Source organism: Micromonospora sp. NPDC047557, assembly GCF_043205095.1.
Taxonomy (GTDB): Bacteria; Actinomycetota; Actinomycetes; order Mycobacteriales; family Micromonosporaceae; genus Micromonospora.
Window position 1 is genome coordinate 37,718 of sequence record NZ_JBIDDK010000024.1, and the last position, 14,313, is coordinate 52,030.

At 75.4% G+C, this 14,313-nt stretch carries 11 protein-coding genes and 1 rRNA gene; 3 read left to right on the plus strand and 9 right to left on the minus strand.

The window, feature by feature from the left end:
• Position 1: 1 nt before the first annotated feature.
• Positions 2-1,759 carry a DNA repair protein RecN gene (recN, locus tag ACGGAQ_RS31745; protein WP_393055670.1) on the minus strand — a complete coding sequence of 586 codons (1,758 nt, stop codon included), beginning with the start codon at positions 1,757-1,759 and terminating at the stop codon, positions 2-4.
• A 102-nt stretch (positions 1,760-1,861) separates the two neighbouring features.
• Here recN and ACGGAQ_RS31750 point away from each other — a divergent pair, with 102 nt between their 5' ends.
• Positions 1,862-2,875: a helix-turn-helix domain-containing protein gene (locus ACGGAQ_RS31750; protein ID WP_393055673.1), complete on the plus strand. Its 1,014-nt coding sequence runs from the start codon at positions 1,862-1,864 to the stop codon at positions 2,873-2,875.
• 56 nt (positions 2,876-2,931) lie between these two features.
• Here the strand turns inward: ACGGAQ_RS31750 and ACGGAQ_RS31755 are convergent, their stop codons facing one another.
• From ACGGAQ_RS31755 to ACGGAQ_RS31775, 5 genes are all read right to left on the minus strand, one after another.
• The gene (locus ACGGAQ_RS31755) at positions 2,932-6,651 is read right to left on the minus strand and encodes a S8 family serine peptidase (protein WP_393055676.1); all 3,720 of its coding nucleotides are present in this window, start codon (positions 6,649-6,651) and stop codon (positions 2,932-2,934) included.
• 158 nt (positions 6,652-6,809) lie between these two features.
• Positions 6,810-7,694: an NAD kinase gene (locus tag ACGGAQ_RS31760; RefSeq protein WP_354861623.1), complete on the minus strand. Its 885-nt coding sequence runs from the start codon at positions 7,692-7,694 to the stop codon at positions 6,810-6,812.
• Between the two features lie 94 nt (positions 7,695-7,788).
• The gene (locus ACGGAQ_RS31765; protein WP_393055679.1) at positions 7,789-8,649 is read right to left on the minus strand and encodes a TlyA family RNA methyltransferase; all 861 of its coding nucleotides are present in this window, start codon (positions 8,647-8,649) and stop codon (positions 7,789-7,791) included.
• Positions 8,650-8,686: 37 nt separating this feature from the next.
• Complete coding sequence (locus ACGGAQ_RS31770; protein ID WP_387264261.1) at positions 8,687-8,992, minus strand: hypothetical protein; 306 nt, start codon at positions 8,990-8,992, stop codon at positions 8,687-8,689.
• Positions 8,989-9,669, minus strand: a complete 681-nt coding sequence (locus ACGGAQ_RS31775) for a phasin family protein (RefSeq protein WP_393055682.1) — start codon at positions 9,667-9,669, stop codon at positions 8,989-8,991. Before ACGGAQ_RS31775 ends, ACGGAQ_RS31770 begins: the two co-directional genes overlap by 4 nt.
• Before the next feature lie 111 nt (positions 9,670-9,780).
• Here ACGGAQ_RS31775 and ACGGAQ_RS31780 point away from each other — a divergent pair, with 111 nt between their 5' ends.
• Positions 9,781-10,119, plus strand: coding sequence for an SCP2 sterol-binding domain-containing protein (locus ACGGAQ_RS31780; RefSeq protein ID WP_355069041.1), 339 nt, complete (start codon positions 9,781-9,783; stop codon positions 10,117-10,119).
• Between the two features lie 18 nt (positions 10,120-10,137).
• Here ACGGAQ_RS31780 and ACGGAQ_RS31785 read toward each other — a convergent pair whose 3' ends face one another.
• Together ACGGAQ_RS31785 and ACGGAQ_RS31790 are read right to left on the minus strand one after the other, a co-directional pair.
• The gene (locus ACGGAQ_RS31785) at positions 10,138-11,163 is read right to left on the minus strand and encodes an HAD-IIA family hydrolase (protein ID WP_393055685.1); all 1,026 of its coding nucleotides are present in this window, start codon (positions 11,161-11,163) and stop codon (positions 10,138-10,140) included.
• Complete coding sequence (locus tag ACGGAQ_RS31790) at positions 11,160-12,227, minus strand: hypothetical protein (RefSeq protein WP_393055696.1); 1,068 nt, start codon at positions 12,225-12,227, stop codon at positions 11,160-11,162. The genes ACGGAQ_RS31785 and ACGGAQ_RS31790 overlap by 4 nt, the downstream gene beginning before the upstream one ends.
• Between ACGGAQ_RS31790 and ACGGAQ_RS31795 the strand changes: the two genes are divergently transcribed.
• Positions 12,216-14,138 carry a hypothetical protein gene (locus ACGGAQ_RS31795; protein ID WP_393055688.1) on the plus strand — a complete coding sequence of 641 codons (1,923 nt, stop codon included), beginning with the start codon at positions 12,216-12,218 and terminating at the stop codon, positions 14,136-14,138. The two genes, ACGGAQ_RS31790 and ACGGAQ_RS31795, sit on opposite strands and share 12 nt — an antisense overlap.
• Before the next feature lie 90 nt (positions 14,139-14,228).
• Here ACGGAQ_RS31795 and rrf read toward each other — a convergent pair.
• Positions 14,229-14,313: ribosomal RNA gene (gene rrf, locus ACGGAQ_RS31800) — 5S ribosomal RNA — on the minus strand; the annotation flags it as partial.

Genomic DNA, 14,313 nt, shown 5'->3' on the forward strand with positions numbered 1-14,313 from the left:
GTCACAACCGCCTTTCCTTGGCGGCCACGGCCAGCAGCTCCTCGGCGTGGGCGATACCCAGATCCGAATCGGGCAAACCGGCGAGCATCCGGGCCAGTTCGCGGGCGCGTTCGGTGTCCTCCACGACCCGCACCCCGCTGGTGGTCACCGCGCCGCCGGTGTCCTTCGCCACGACGAGGTGCCGATCGGCGAACGCGGCCACCTGCGGCAGGTGGGTGACGACCAACACCTGGTGGCTGCGGGCCAGCCGGGCCAGCCGACGGCCGATCTCCACCGCAGCCTGGCCGCCGACGCCCGCGTCGACCTCGTCGAAGACCAGCGTGGGCGGGCCACCCGAGCCGGCGAAGACCACCTCGATGGCGAGCATCACCCGGGACAGCTCGCCGCCGGAAGCGCCCCGCTGCAACGGCAACGACGGCGCGCCCGGGTGGGCCAGCAACCGCAGCTCCACCTCGTCGCCGCCGTCCGCCGCGACACCCGCCTCGACGCCGTTGATCGTCAGCGTCGGCTCGGCCCGCCCGGCCGGCCGGGGCAGCACCGCCACCTCGATCCGGGCGTGCGGCATGGCCAGACCGGCCAGCTCGACGGTGACCTGGTCGGCGAAGCGGACCGCCGCCTCCTGCCGGGACACGGACACCCGGGAGGCCAGGTCGGCCACCTCGCCGGCCAGCCTCTGCCCCTCCCGGTCCAGCTCGTCGAGCAGGTCGTCGGAGGTGTCCAGGTCGGACAGTCGGGTGCGGGCCCGGTCGGCCCAGGCGATGACCCCGTCGACGTCGTCGGCGTACTTGCGGGTCAACGCCCGCAGCGCGGCCCGCCGCTCGTAGACGTGCTGCAACCGGGCCGGGTCCGCGTCGAGCGTCGCCAGGTACGCCGACAGCTCCGCGGAGACGTCGGTGACCAGCGTGGCCGCCTCCTCCAGGCGGGCCGCCAGCTCGCCCAGCGCCGGGTCGGTGCCGGCCTGCGCCTCCAGGGTGCGCCGGGCCGTGCCGAGCAGCGCCGCCGCGTCGGGTGTCTCGTCGGCCGCCTCCGCGCCGCCCGCCACGCACTGCTGGGCCACCTGCGCGGCCGTCCGCAGGCCCTCGGCGTGCTCCAACCGCTGCGCCTCGGTCTTGAGCTCGTCGTCCTCGCCGGGCTGCGGGTCGACGCGGGTGATCTCGTCGAGGCCGAGTCGCAGCAGGTCGGCCTCCTGGTTGCGCTCGCGGGCGTTGCGCCGCCGGTCGGCCAGGTCGTCGACCACCCGCCGCCACCCGGTGTACGCCTCGCGCAGCGCGTCGAGCAGCTTCTCGTGCGCCGGCCCGGCGAACCGGTCCAGAGCGGCCCGCTGCTCGGCGGGGCGCAGCAGCCGCAACTGGTCGGACTGGCCGTGCACGGCCACCGCCTGCTCGCCGACCTCGCCCAGCATCGACACGGGCATGCTCCGGCCACCGAGGTGGGCCCGGGAGCGGCCCTCCACCGTCACCGTGCGGCTGAGCAGCAACGAGCCGTCCTCGTCGGGCTCGCCACCGGCGTCACTGATCCGGGCGTGCACCGTGTCGGCGACCCGGCCGGAGAGGCGTAGCCGCCCCTCGACCACGGCCCGGCCCGGTTGGGCACGGACCCGCCCGGCGTCGGCCCGGCCGCCGAAGAGCAGGCCGAGGCCGGTCACCACCATCGTCTTGCCGGCACCGGTCTCGCCGGTGATGACGTTCATCCCGCCGGTCAACGGCAGCGTGGTGTCCTCGATGACGCCGAGTCCGGTGATGCGCAGCTCTTCCAGCACAGCACCCGACAGTAGACGCGAGGGCCGACACTTGACCAGCCGACGGGCCCCACGACCGGGCCCCGGCACGGCCCGCACCTTACCGACGTACAGTCTTGCCCCGTGTCGGACGTGATCGGCCTGACCCCCGCCGAGGAAGAGCTCTACCGCTGCCTGCTCCAGCTCACCACGGCCCGCGTCGACGAGCTGGTCCACCGGCTGCGACGGCCCCGGGCGCAGGTCGTCGAGCAGGTCGAGGCGCTGCGGGCCAAGGGTCTGGTGCAGCCCACCGACAACGACCCGGACGCCCCACTGCGCCCGACCGCCCCGGACGTCGCCCTCGGCGCCACGCTGCTGCGCCGCCAGGAGGACCTGGAGGCGGCCCGGCGCCGGGTCACCCAACTGGCCGAGGAGTACCGCTCCGGGCTGCGCCGCCACCACGTGGACCACCTGGTCGAGGTGATCCGGGGCGGTCGGGTGCTACGCGACCGGCTGCGCGACCTGCAGAACTCGGCCCGCGACGAGGTGCTGTGGTTCTGCCGGGCGAACCCCCTCGCCATGGCCGGCCCGGAGAACGTCGAGGAGTTCGACGCGCTGGCCCGCGGGGTGACCTACCGGGCCATCTACGAGCGGGACCTGCTGCTGGAGCCGGGCGCGCTGGCCGACCTGGCCAAGGGGGTGGCCGCCGGCGAGCAGGCCCGCGTGCTGGACCGGCTGCCGGTCCGACTGGCCATCGTGGACGCGCGTACCGCCATCTGCCCGCTGGTGCCCGACCGCGACGGCGGCGAGCCGAGCGCCGCGGTGATCGGCCGCAGCCAACTGCTCGACGCGCTGCTGGCCCTCTTCGAGAGCCACTGGCGGGTGGCCACCCGGCTGCGACTCGACGACCCGCTCGCCGCCACCGAGAGCTGGCGCGACGAGGCCGACGACCGTCCGGTCGACGGCTACCAGCCCGACGCCGACGAGGCCCGGCTGCTGTCGCTGTTCGTGGCCGGCGTACCGGACAAGTCCATCGCCTCCCAGCTCGGGGTGAGCCGCCGGACGGTGCAGCGCCGCCTCGCCGACCTGATGGACGCCGCCGGCGTGGACACCCGACCCGGGCTGGCGTTCCAGGTCGCCCGGCGCGGCTGGCTCTGAACGCGGCAGGGCCCGCCGTCGGAAGCGACGGCGGGCCCTGCCGGACACGCTCGGAGTCAGCGCAGCCCGTACGCGCGCAGCACCGTCTGGTCGACGGAGTTCCCGGCCCGGTCGGTGGCGTGCACCCGCAGCGACACGGTTCCGCGCCCGGCCGGCACGGTCGCGGTCCAGCGGGTCCCCGACCCTCTGGTCGGCGCGGGCCGCCAGGTGACGCCCTCGTCGAAGGAGACCTGCACCGTCAGGCTGGTGCCCGTCGGCGCGGCGACTCCCCTCGGCTGGCGCAGGGTCAGCCCCAGTTGGTGCGGCCGGTTGCCGGGTACGGTGCCGAGCAGGTCGGCCGGCACCCGGTAGTCCACCTGCAGCAGCGACAGCGGCACGGCGGCGTCACCCGCCGGCCGGGCCGAGCTGAACTGCCACGCCGTGTCGGTGCGGGTGGCCCAGCGCCACTGGTCCGAGGCCCGCCGCGTCGTCACGTCGAGGCGGTAGCGGGCCGCCCCGGCGGTGGTCGGCACCGGCGCCCAGCCGCCGGACAGGTCGGCGATCTGCTGACCGTCGCGGCTGAGGCGAGCCTCGACGGTGTCCGCCTCCTCGCTGTTGCCGGCCACGCTGTAGTGCCCGTCGGCGTCGACGAACTCGGGGACCCGCACGTCCAGGCTGTCGACCGTCCGGGTGGGCACCGGCGTCCCGCTGGCCGGCACGGCCGGACGGACCACCGGCGCGTGCCAGGTCTCGGTCTCCCGGTCGTCGGCGGCGTACCGCCGGGGCTCCTGGGTCAGCCCACCGGTCACCTGCCCCCACTGCATGAACATCTCCTTGTGCAGCACCCGGTGCTGCCACCAGTTGTCCCCGGCGCTGACGAACTCCTGCCGGGTGGTCCCGTTGCGGACCAGGCGCTGGTCGTCGTTCCAGGAGTACTCCTGCCACGGGCGCCAGCCGAACCGCTCCTCGGTGGCCCAGCCCGCGCCGGTGTCGCCGTAGCTGGTGGTCACCTCGGCGGTGTTCGCCGCGGTCACCGTGTGCACGATCCGCTCCGGCACCCGGCCCTTCGACACCTGCCACACGTCGTACAGGTACGGGCTGTCCACGGTCAGCGTCAGGTCCAGCGTCGCCCGGCCCTTGCGCGCCGCCGCGATCAGCCGCTGCCCGTCGTCGTACGCGACGACCATCGCCGGGATGGGCAGCCGCTCCCCCGCCGGCCGCCAGACCGTCCACGCGGTCTGGTCCTGCGGCCGGACGATCAGCACCGCCGCGGCGCCGGCCGCCGCCGCGGCGGCCACCTGCTCATCCTCGTTGCGGTTCGGGTCGGCGGCGAGCAGCGCTGCCGCGCCCCGCACCCGGGCCAGCTCGGCCGGGGTTCCGGTGCCGGCCCAGACCAGCGGCAGTTTCCGTCGACCGGTCGGCGCCGGGGACGTGCCCAGCAGGTTGATGTCCGACGGGCCGGACACCCCGCTGATCGTGGCGTCCACCATGGGCGCGACGAGCTGCCAGCGCGAGGCGAACTCGAACTCGCCCTGACGCACCTGGCGGGTCGGCGTGACGTTGACCTGCTGAACCGTGCTGTAGGCCATCACGCCGTGGTCGATCTGCCGGCCGTTGCCCAGGACCCGGTGCACGTAGAAGCTGAGCGTGGCCCGCTGCTCGCTGGGCTTCGGCGTCTCGATCCGCACCGGCGTGCCCGTGCGGGCGTCGAGCACGACCGTCAGGTCCCGGTCGACGGTCAGCTCCGGCTCGACGGCCTCGGTCAGCTGCTCGTCGAGGGGGGCGCCGTGCTCGACCAGCGCGGTCAGCAGGTAGGTGCCCTCCTCGACCCGCAGGGTGCCCTCGCCCGGCCACCAGCCCCAGTAGTCCGACTCGGGCTGCTCACCGAAGAGGGTCAGGGCAGGCGAGAGGGTCAACTGACCCTGCCGGCCCAGCACCTTGATCGTGACGTCGTGGATCGGACCGCTGACGGTGAGGCCCACCGGCGTGCGTACGGCGACACCGTCCGCGCCGGTCGCCACCAGCCAACCGCCGTGCGGGCCCCGGGCCAGCTTCGCCGGGTCGGCGCGCAGCGGCACCGCCACGCTACCGCCCGCCGGCACGGTCACCTCGCCGGACGCGACGACGACGCCGTCGTTCTCGGCCGCGCCGCTGTCCAGGTTGCGCAGGTCCAGGGCCAGCCGCAGGGTCCGCGCGACCGCCGTGTCGTTGGTGTACGTCACGGTGCGCTCGGCCACCGGTCCGCCGGTGGTGACCCGGCCAAAGTCGGCGGTGGCCGAGGCGTACACCCGCTGCGTGAGCGCCCGCGCCACGTCGACCCGACCGCCGCCCTGCTCGAAGACGGTAAGCGCCGGGTTCGCCTTGGTGGTGCTGACCAGCGCGTCCTTCAGCTTGCCGGCGGACCAGTCCGGGTGGTCCTGCGCGAGGATCGCCGCCGCGCCCGCCACGTGCGGGGTGGCCATCGAGGTGCCGGACGCCGTCGTGTAGGCGTCGCCCACCGGCGTACCCATGGTGGTGCCGGCGGCCCGCGCGGCGACGATGCCGACGCCCGGCGCGGTGATCTCCGGCTTCAGGCCGTTGTCGCCCAGGCGCGGCCCGCGGCTGGAGAACTCGGCCAGGTTGTCGTCGCGGTCCACCGCGCCGACGGTGAGCGCCGCCGCGGCCGCGCCCGGCGAGCCGACGGTACGCGCCGCGCCCGCGTTGCCGGCGGCGACCACGAAGAGCGCGCCGGTCTCGGCGGTCAGGTCGTTCACCGCCTGGCTCATCGGGTCGGTGCCGTCGGTCGGGTCGCCGCCGAGGCTCATGCTGACGACCTTCGCGCCGGAGTGGGCGGCCCACTCCATGCCGGCGATGATGGCCGAGTCGTAGCCCGAGCCGGCGTCGTCGAGCACCTTGCCGATCAGCAGTCGCGCGCCCGGCGCGACGCCCTTGCGCAGCCCCGCCGACGCGGCGCCGCTGCCCGCGATGGTGGCCGCGACGTGCGTGCCGTGGCCGTGGCCGTCTCGGGCGCTGCCGCTGCCGGAGAAGTCCCGCGCCTCGGCGATCCGTCCGGCCAGGTCGGGGTGGGTGGCGTCGACGCCGGTGTCGAGGACGGCCACCTGCACGCCGCTGCCGTCGCGGCCGGCCGCCCAAGCCGTCGGGGCGCCGATCTGCGGGACGCTGTGCTCCAGCGTCGGGTGCACCCGCCCGTCCAGCCAGACGTGGGCGATACCGCCGCCCAGCCGGGGCGCGGCGGCCGTGGTCCGGCTCGTCGGCGTGCCGGCGAGGGTGCTCCACAGTCCACCGAGGTCGGCCTTGCCGACCCGCAACGCGGCGCCGTTGATGCTCTCCAGGGGGCGGGCGTCGGTGACGCCGCCGAGCGGCCGGACCCGGCCGGCCGCCTGCTCCTGGTAGCGCACGATCAGCGGCAGCGCGCCCTGCGCGGCGTCGCCGTAGCCCTCGGCGGCCAACTCCTGCACGTCGAACAGGTTGGCGTCGAGGACGCCGCTGGAGACGTAGGGCAGGGCGTCGCTGGGCAGCACCCGCAGCCCGCCGTCGACCTCCAGGGTCTGGAAGATGACCCGCTCACGCCCGGGTCCCGGGCGTACGGTGGCGGCGACCCGGCCCGGCGCGGCCGGCGCCAACTCGACCTGGTCGCCGGTGATGAGGGTGATGCGGACGGGCGCGGCGCCCGGGGCGGACGTGCCCAGGCTCGGGCCGGTGGGCCGGACGGGCGGCTCGGCGGACGCCGGTGCGGCGAGGCCGACGACCAGCGCGCCGACCGCGCCGGCGCTGAGCCAGCGGGGGGACCAGTGCATGCGATGCGCTCCTTAACTCCGGTGGGCCCGCCATCCGTAGATGAGGACCGATCGGAGTCTGCGACGCAGCGCACAACCAGGTCACTAGCCTTGCGCCGCCGCAGCGGCGACATGTCGTCAGGTGGACAACCGCCGGACACCGACGGTGTGCGCCACCGTCACCGGCGGCTGCCCCGCCACCCGTGCACCGGCAGACCGAACTTGGCGACGAGCCGGTCGGTGAACGGACGGGCACGCAGCCGGACGATGCGTACCGGGAGGGCGCCTCGACGCACCGTCACCCGGGCGCCGGGCGGCAGGTCGTAGACCCGCCGGCCGTCACAGGCGAGAACGGCGAGGGTGGTGAACGGGTCGACGGTGATCACGAACGTCGACGTGGGCGCGGTGACCAGGGGACGGCTGAACAACGCGTGCGCGCTGATCGGCACCAGCAGCAGGGCCTCCACCTCCGGCCAGACCACCGGACCGCCACCGGAGAACGCGTAGGCGGTGGAGCCGGTGGGGGTGGCACAGACCACGCCGTCGCAGCCGTAGCGGGACAGCGGGCGGCCGTCCACGTCGACGAGGAGTTCGAGCATCTGCGCCCGCTCCCCCTTCTCGACGCTGATCTCGTTGAGCGCCCAGGACTCGATGGTCGGGCCACCGTCGAACTCGGCCGTGACGTCGAGCGTGAGCCGCTCGTGCACGGTGTAGTTGCGCTCGACGACGTCCCGGACCGCGGTGTCCAGATCGTTGATCTCCGCCTCGGCGAGGAAGCCCACCTTGCCGAGGTTGATGCCGAGCAGCGGCGCCTTCGCCGGGCGGGCCAGCTCGGCCGCGCGCAGGAAGGTGCCGTCCCCACCGAGCGCGAAGACGATCTCGGCACCCTCGGCGGCCTCCGGGCCGGTGACCGGAACCATCCCGGGCAGGTCGAGGTCGTCGGCCTCCTCGGCGATGACACGCACCTCGAAGCCCGCGGCGATGAGGTCGGCGGCGACCGACCGGGCGTGCTCGGTGCTACGTCGACGGCCGGTGTGGGTCACCAGCAGCGCCGTGCGGCTCATCGGAGCGGCCGCCCGTCCGCCATCGGACGGCACACCGCCGTCGCCGCCGCACCGGCACGGCCGCGTGCCGTCGTGCGCCGCTCGCTGTACGCCTTCACCCTGCGACCTCCTCCGCCGCCACGCCCGGCACGTCGCCGGCCGTCGTCGGGCCGTTCGGCCCGGCCTCCACCACGGCCCGCACGCGCTGCGGGTCGGCCGGTGGTGCGCCCCGGCGCAACCATACGAAGAACTCGACGTTGCCGCTGGGCCCGGGCAGCGGGCTGGCCGCCACGTCGGCCAACCCGAGGCCGAGCTGAGCCGCCGCGGCGGCCACGTCGAGCACCGCCTCGGCGCGCAGCGCCGGGTCGCGGACGACGCCGCCGGCGCCGACCCGCTCCTTGCCCACCTCGAACTGCGGCTTCACCATCAACGCCAGGTCGCCGTCGTCGCGGGTGCAGCCGGCCAGGGCCGGCAGCACCAACCGCAACGAGATGAACGACAGGTCGGCCACCGTCAGATCGACCGGCCCGCCGATCGCGTCCGCGACGAGGGTACGGACGTTGGTGCGTTCCAGGACGCGGACGCGCTCGTCGGTGCGCAGCGACCAGGCGAGCTGCCCGTAGCCGACGTCCACCGCCACCACCTCGGCGGCGCCGGCGCGCAGCAGCACATCGGTGAAGCCCCCGGTCGACGCGCCAGCGTCCAGGCAGCGCCGGCCGGCGACGCGTAGCCCACCGGCCGCGAACGCCGCCAACGCGCCCGCGAGCTTGTGCCCGCCCCGGGAGACGTACTCCTCGGTCGGGTCCTCGCCGGTGACCAGCAGCGGATCGGCGGGGTCGACCATCGCGGCGGCCTTGCGCGCGAGCACTCCGCGCAGCTGGACCCGGCCGGCCTCGACCAGCGCGGCGGCCTGCTCACGCGAGCGGGCCAGCCCGCGGCGGACGAGTTCGGCGTCCAGCCGGTTGCGACGTGCCATGGGTGGTTCTCCGGTCTGTCCGACCTGGTCGTCCTGCTCAGGTCTGGTCGATGGTGGCGAGCGTTTCGCGCAGCGTCTCGTAGGCCGCCTCGTACTGCGCGATCTGGTCGGCCGGGGCGAGCGTCGCCGCGTTGTCCATGGCCCGCACGGCCGCGTCCACCGCCGGGTGGCGGGCCGTGTCGTCGCCGACGTCGACGCCCTCGGGCGGCGGGCCGGGGCGGGCGCCCACCGGCGGGCTGGGCCGGGCGGCGAACGACCCGGCCGGCGGCGGGCCGGGCCGGAAGCCTCCCGGCGGGCCGGGGCGGATGCCGGGCGGCGGGCCGGGACGCGCGCCGTCGCTCACGAGTCACCGTCCGGACGGCGCTTACGGGCGGCCTTCTTCGCCGGCATGACCGCCGGGGTCGGAGTGTCGTCCTGCACCACCGGCGGCGGGGTGTCGTCGCCGGTCCGGCTGATGGTCGCGGGCGGCTTCTTCACGATGGCCTTCTTGGCCAGCGCCTTCTTGGCGACGGCCTTCTTGGCCACCGCGGAGACCGGCGCTGCGGCGGGGCCGTCCGAGGCCTTCCTGGCCACCGGCGCCGAGACCGGGGCTCCGGCGGGGCCGTCCGAGCGCACCGGGCCGCTGCCGGGCTGCGCCGCGCGGGTCGGATCGGGCTGCGGCGCGGGCCCGGTCGAGGGCGCGGCCGCCTGCGGGGCGGGCCCGGCGGTCATCTCGGTGGCGCGCGCCTCGCGCAGTTGGCGTTCCAGGTCGCGCACGCGTCGGGTCAGCTCGGCCACCTCGTCGGCGGTGGCCAGACCGACCGCGCCCAGGGCCCGGTCGACCTCGAAGCGGACCAGCTTGGTCAGCGCCTCCCGGTTGGCGGCGCCGGTGGTGACCAGCTCCTCGCCGAGGGCCTGCAGCTGGGCGGCGGTCGCGCCGCCCGAGCCGACGAGGCGACGCACCGCGTCCTGGGCCTTCTTCCGGGGCGCCTCCGCCAGGCCCAGGGCCAGTTCGAGGTAGGCGCGCCACGCGTCCTGCATGCCTGAGTCCTTCCATGGGGCGGGGTCTGCAGGTGTCACGCTACCGGGCACCCCGGACTGTCTCGTGCGGTACGGTGCCGGGGACGGCGTGGCGATCGGCGAGGGGGAGATGTGGCCAGCGTGGACGAGTGCCGGCAGGCGTTGCAGGAGCTGGCCGCCCGGTTGGACCGCAACGCCGAGACGGTCCGCGAACGGATCGACCTGGACCGGACGTTGGCCTGCCGGATCACCGACCTGGACACGGCGTTCCACGGCAAGATCAGCGGTGGCCGGCTCGTCGAGCTGACCGACGGCGACGACCCGAAGGCCAAGATCGCGCTGAGCACGTCCAGCGACGACCTGCTCGCCCTGGTCCGCGGTGACCTGGACGTCACCAAGGCGGTCACCTCCCGCCGGGTGTCGATCAAGGCCAACCCGTTCGACCTGATGAAGCTGCGCAAGCTGCTCTGACGAGCGCGCTCGGCGGCGTCACCCGTCGGTGGCCAGCCCGAAGCTCTCCAGCGCGGCAGCCGCGTCCGGGCCCACCGCACGGATCGCCGGCAGCTCCGGAGCCGACCACGCCGCCGCGCAGAGCGCGGCGAGGGCGTCCAGATCCCGGCCGGCGCCGGCCAGTTCCAGCCTCCCGTCGCGGTCCGTGACGGACCAGCCGCCGCCGTTCGCCGAGCCCGGAACCTGCACGGCCGCCGCCGGGTCGAAGAGCCCCGCCAGGTCCCGCGCGACGTACGTGGGCCGCCGTCGTGGCTCGGCCGCGAGCAGCTCGGGTACGCCGCTGACGCCGGTCAGCACGAGCAGGCTGTCCAGTCCCGCTCGGCGGGCGCCCTCGATGTCGGTGTCCAACCGGTCCCCGACGACCAGGGCTCGGCCGCCGTCGCCGCGCCGGGCGGCGGTCTCGAACAGCGCCGACTCCGGCTTGCCGACCACCAGGTCGGGCTCCCGCTCCAACGCGGTTCGCAGCACCGCGACCAGCGACCCGTTGCCCGGCAGCGGACCCCGGGCGCTGGGCAGCGTCCGGTCGGTGTTGGTGGCGACCCAGATTGCCCCGGCCCGTACGGCGATCGACGCCTCGGCCAGCTCGGCCCAGCCGACCTGCGGACCGTAGCCCTGCACCACCGCGGCCGGCTTCTCGTCGGCGCGGCTGACCGGGGTCAGCCCGACCGCGCGCAGCTCGGCGCGCAGCGCCTCCGCGCCGACCACCAGCACCGGCGCCCCGGCCGGCAACCGCTCGCGCAGCAGCTCGGCCGAGGCGGCGGCGGAGGTCAGCACCTCCTCCGGCCGCGCCGGCACGCCCATCCCGGTCAGCAGGTCGGCGACGTCGCTGGAGCGGCGCGAGGCGTTGTTGGTGGCGTACGCCACCGCCCGCCCCTCGGCGTGCAGCCGAGCCACCGCGTCGACCGCGCCGGGAATCGGCCGGTCGATCAGGTAGATCACCCCGTCCAGGTCGAAGACCACCAGGGTGTACCCGTCGATCAGCCGCTTCCCGGCGTCCGCGCTCACCGCTGCGTCGACTCCGGCTCGTCACCCCGGGTGGGGGCGGTCCCGTCGCCGCTCACCGCGCCGCCTGCGCGGCTGTCGTCGCTGACGGACGTGCTCCGGTCCGTGGTGGCTGCCGGGGCGACGTCGCCCGCGTCCGGGTGGCGGTCGTCGACGTCTTCGTCGTCGCCCTCGACGTCCTCGCCGTCCTCGTGCTCGTCCGAGCGGCCGGTGACGCCGTCCTCCTCGTCGTCGTCGTAGTCCTCGTCGTCCTCGTCGTCGCCGTCGAGGTCGTCCTCGTCCTCGAGGTCGTCCTCGTCCTCGAGGTCGTCGGCGTCCTCGAGGTCGTCGGCGTCCTCGAGGTCGTCGGCGTCCTCGAGGTCGTCGGCGTCCTCGAGGTCGTCGGCGTCGAGGACGTCGCCGGCGGTCAGGTCGGTGTCCGGCTGGGCCGGCACCGCGCCGGGCGCGCCCGGGCCGGCGGCGATTTCCTCGGCCTCGTCCTCGTCATCACCCTCGATGACGACGCCGTCGAGTTCCAGCAACCGCTCCGCGGCGTCGGTCTCGCCCTCGGTGTCCACGTCGGCGGCGCGGGAGAACCACTCGCGGGCCTCCTCGCGTCGTCCGACCGCGAGCAGCGCGTCGGCGTACGCGTACCGCAGTCGCGCGGTCCACGGCACGGTCGCCTCGCTGGTGAGGTCCGGCACCTGGAGCATCGCGACAGCGGCGTCCTTCTGGCCGAGATCACCCCGTGCGCCGGCCGCGACGATCAGCAGCTCGATCGCGACGGCCTGGTCCAGCTTCGCCTGGTCGGCGCCGCGGAACAGGTCGATGGCCCGCTCCGGCCGGCCCAGGGCGCGCTCGCAGTCGGCGAGCACGGCCAGGTGACTCTGCAGGCCGGTCATCCGGTGGTACGTCCGCAGCTCGGCGATCGCCGTCTGCCACTCCCCCGCGTGGTACGCGGCCAGGCCGACCGCCTCACGGACCGCGGAGATGCGCGACGCGAGCCGTCGGGCGGCCAGCGCGTGCGCCAACGCCTCGGCCGGGTCCTCGTCGATCAGCTGACCGGTGGCGACCAGGTGTCGGGCCACCGTCTCGGCGACCGGCTTGTTCAGCGAGAGCAGCTCGGCACGGACGTCCTTGTCCAGGTCGGTCGCGACGATGTCGTCCGGCAACACCGGGGCCAGGCTGCGCCCACCCTCGGACGACTCGGAGCCGGCGCCACGGTCGTCGCGCCGGAAGTCGCCCTCGCGACGGGGCCGCTCGTCCGCCCGGAAGCCACCGTCACGGTCCCCACCGCGGAAGCCACCCTCGCGGCGGTCACCGCCCCGGAAGCCACCCTCGCGGGGCGCGCCGCCCTCACGACGGTCACCGCCCCGGAAGCCGCCGTCGCGGTCGCCGCCACGGAAACCGCCCTCACGGGGCGCACCCGGGCGCGAGCCACCACGCTCGCCGCCGCGGAAGCCGCCGGAGTCGCGGTCGCCGCCACGGAAGCCACCCTCGCGGGGCGGGCCGGAACGGCCACGGTCGCCGCCACCCTGGTAACCACCCTCACGACGGTCACCACCGCGGAAGCCACCCTCGCGGGGTGCACGGGAGCCGTCGCGGTCGCCGCCACGGAAGCCACCCTCACGACGGTCGCCGCCCCGGAAGCCCTCGCGGTCGCCGCTGCGGAAGCCGCCCTCGCGGGGCGGGCCGGAACGGCCACGGTCGCCGCCGCCCTGGTAACCACCCTCGCGCGGCGTACCGGTACGCGGGGCATCGCGGTCGCCGCCGCGGAAACCACCCTCACGACGGTCACCGCCGCGGAAGCCGCCCTCGCGGTCTCCGCCACGGAAGCCACCCTCGCGCGGCGCACCCGAGCGCGACCCATCGCGGAAGCCGCCCTCGCGACGGTCGCCGCCCCGGGAACCACCGTCACGGTCGCCGCCACGGAAGCCACCCTCGCGACGGTCACCGCCGCGGAAGCCCTCCCGGTCGCCGCCGCGGAAGCCACCCTCGCGGGGCGGGCCGGAGCGGACACGGTCGCCACCGCCCTGGTAACCACCCTCACGGCGCTCACCACCACGGAAGCCACCCTCGCGGTCACCGCCACGGAAACCGCCCTCACGCGGCGCACCCGAGCGCGACCCATCGCGGTCGCCACCACGGAAGCCGCCCTCGCGGCGGTCGCCGCCCCGGAAGCCACCGTCGCGGTCGCCGCCACGGAAACCACCCTCACGCGGCGCGCCGGTACGCGGGGCATCGCGGTCGCCACCACGGAAACCGCCTTCACGACGGTCGCCGCCGCGGAAACCACCGTCACGGTCGCCGCCACGGAAGCCACCCTCGCGACGGTCACCGCCGCGGAAGCCACCGTCGCGGTCTCCGCCACGGAAGCCACCCTCGCGGGGCGGGCCGGAGCGGCCACGGTCGCCGCCGCCCTGGTAACCACCCTCACGACGGTCGCCACCACGGAAACCGCCCTCGCGGTCACCGCCACGGAAACCGCCCTCACGCGACGCACCCGAGCGCGACCCATCACGGTCGCCACCACGGAAGCCGCCACCCTCGCGGCGGTCACCGCCACGGAAGCCACCCTCACGGGGCGGGCCGGAACGGCCACGGTCGCCGCCGCCCTGGTAACCACCCTCACGACGCTCACCACCACGCAAGCCGCCCTCGCGGTCACCGCCACGGAAACCACCCTCACGCGACGCACCCGAGCGCGACCCATCACGGTCGCCACCACGGAAGCCGCCACCCTCGCGGCGGTCACCACCGCGGAAGCCGCCCTCGCGATCGCCGCCGCGGAAACCGCCGTCACGCGGCGCACCAGAACGGTCGCCACCACGGGAACCGCCGTCGCGACCGCCGGCGTATCCGCCTCGGGCGCCGCCAGCGTTGTCCCGGTCTCCCCGGTACGGGGGCCGGTCGTCGCGGCGCGCACCACGGTCGCGTCCACCCGGGCCGTCGGTGCGGTCTTCGTAACGACGGGGACGATCTCCGCCCTGCGGTCCTGAACTCACAGGTACATCCTTCCTGATTGCGCCACCAATGGCGCTACGCAGTCGAGGGCCGACCCGGATGGGGCGCCCCTCGACTGGAAGATTGTCCGGCGGTGTCCTACTCTCCCACACCCTCACGAGTGCAGTACCATCGGCGCTGGAGGGCTTAGCTTCCGGGTTCGGAATGTGA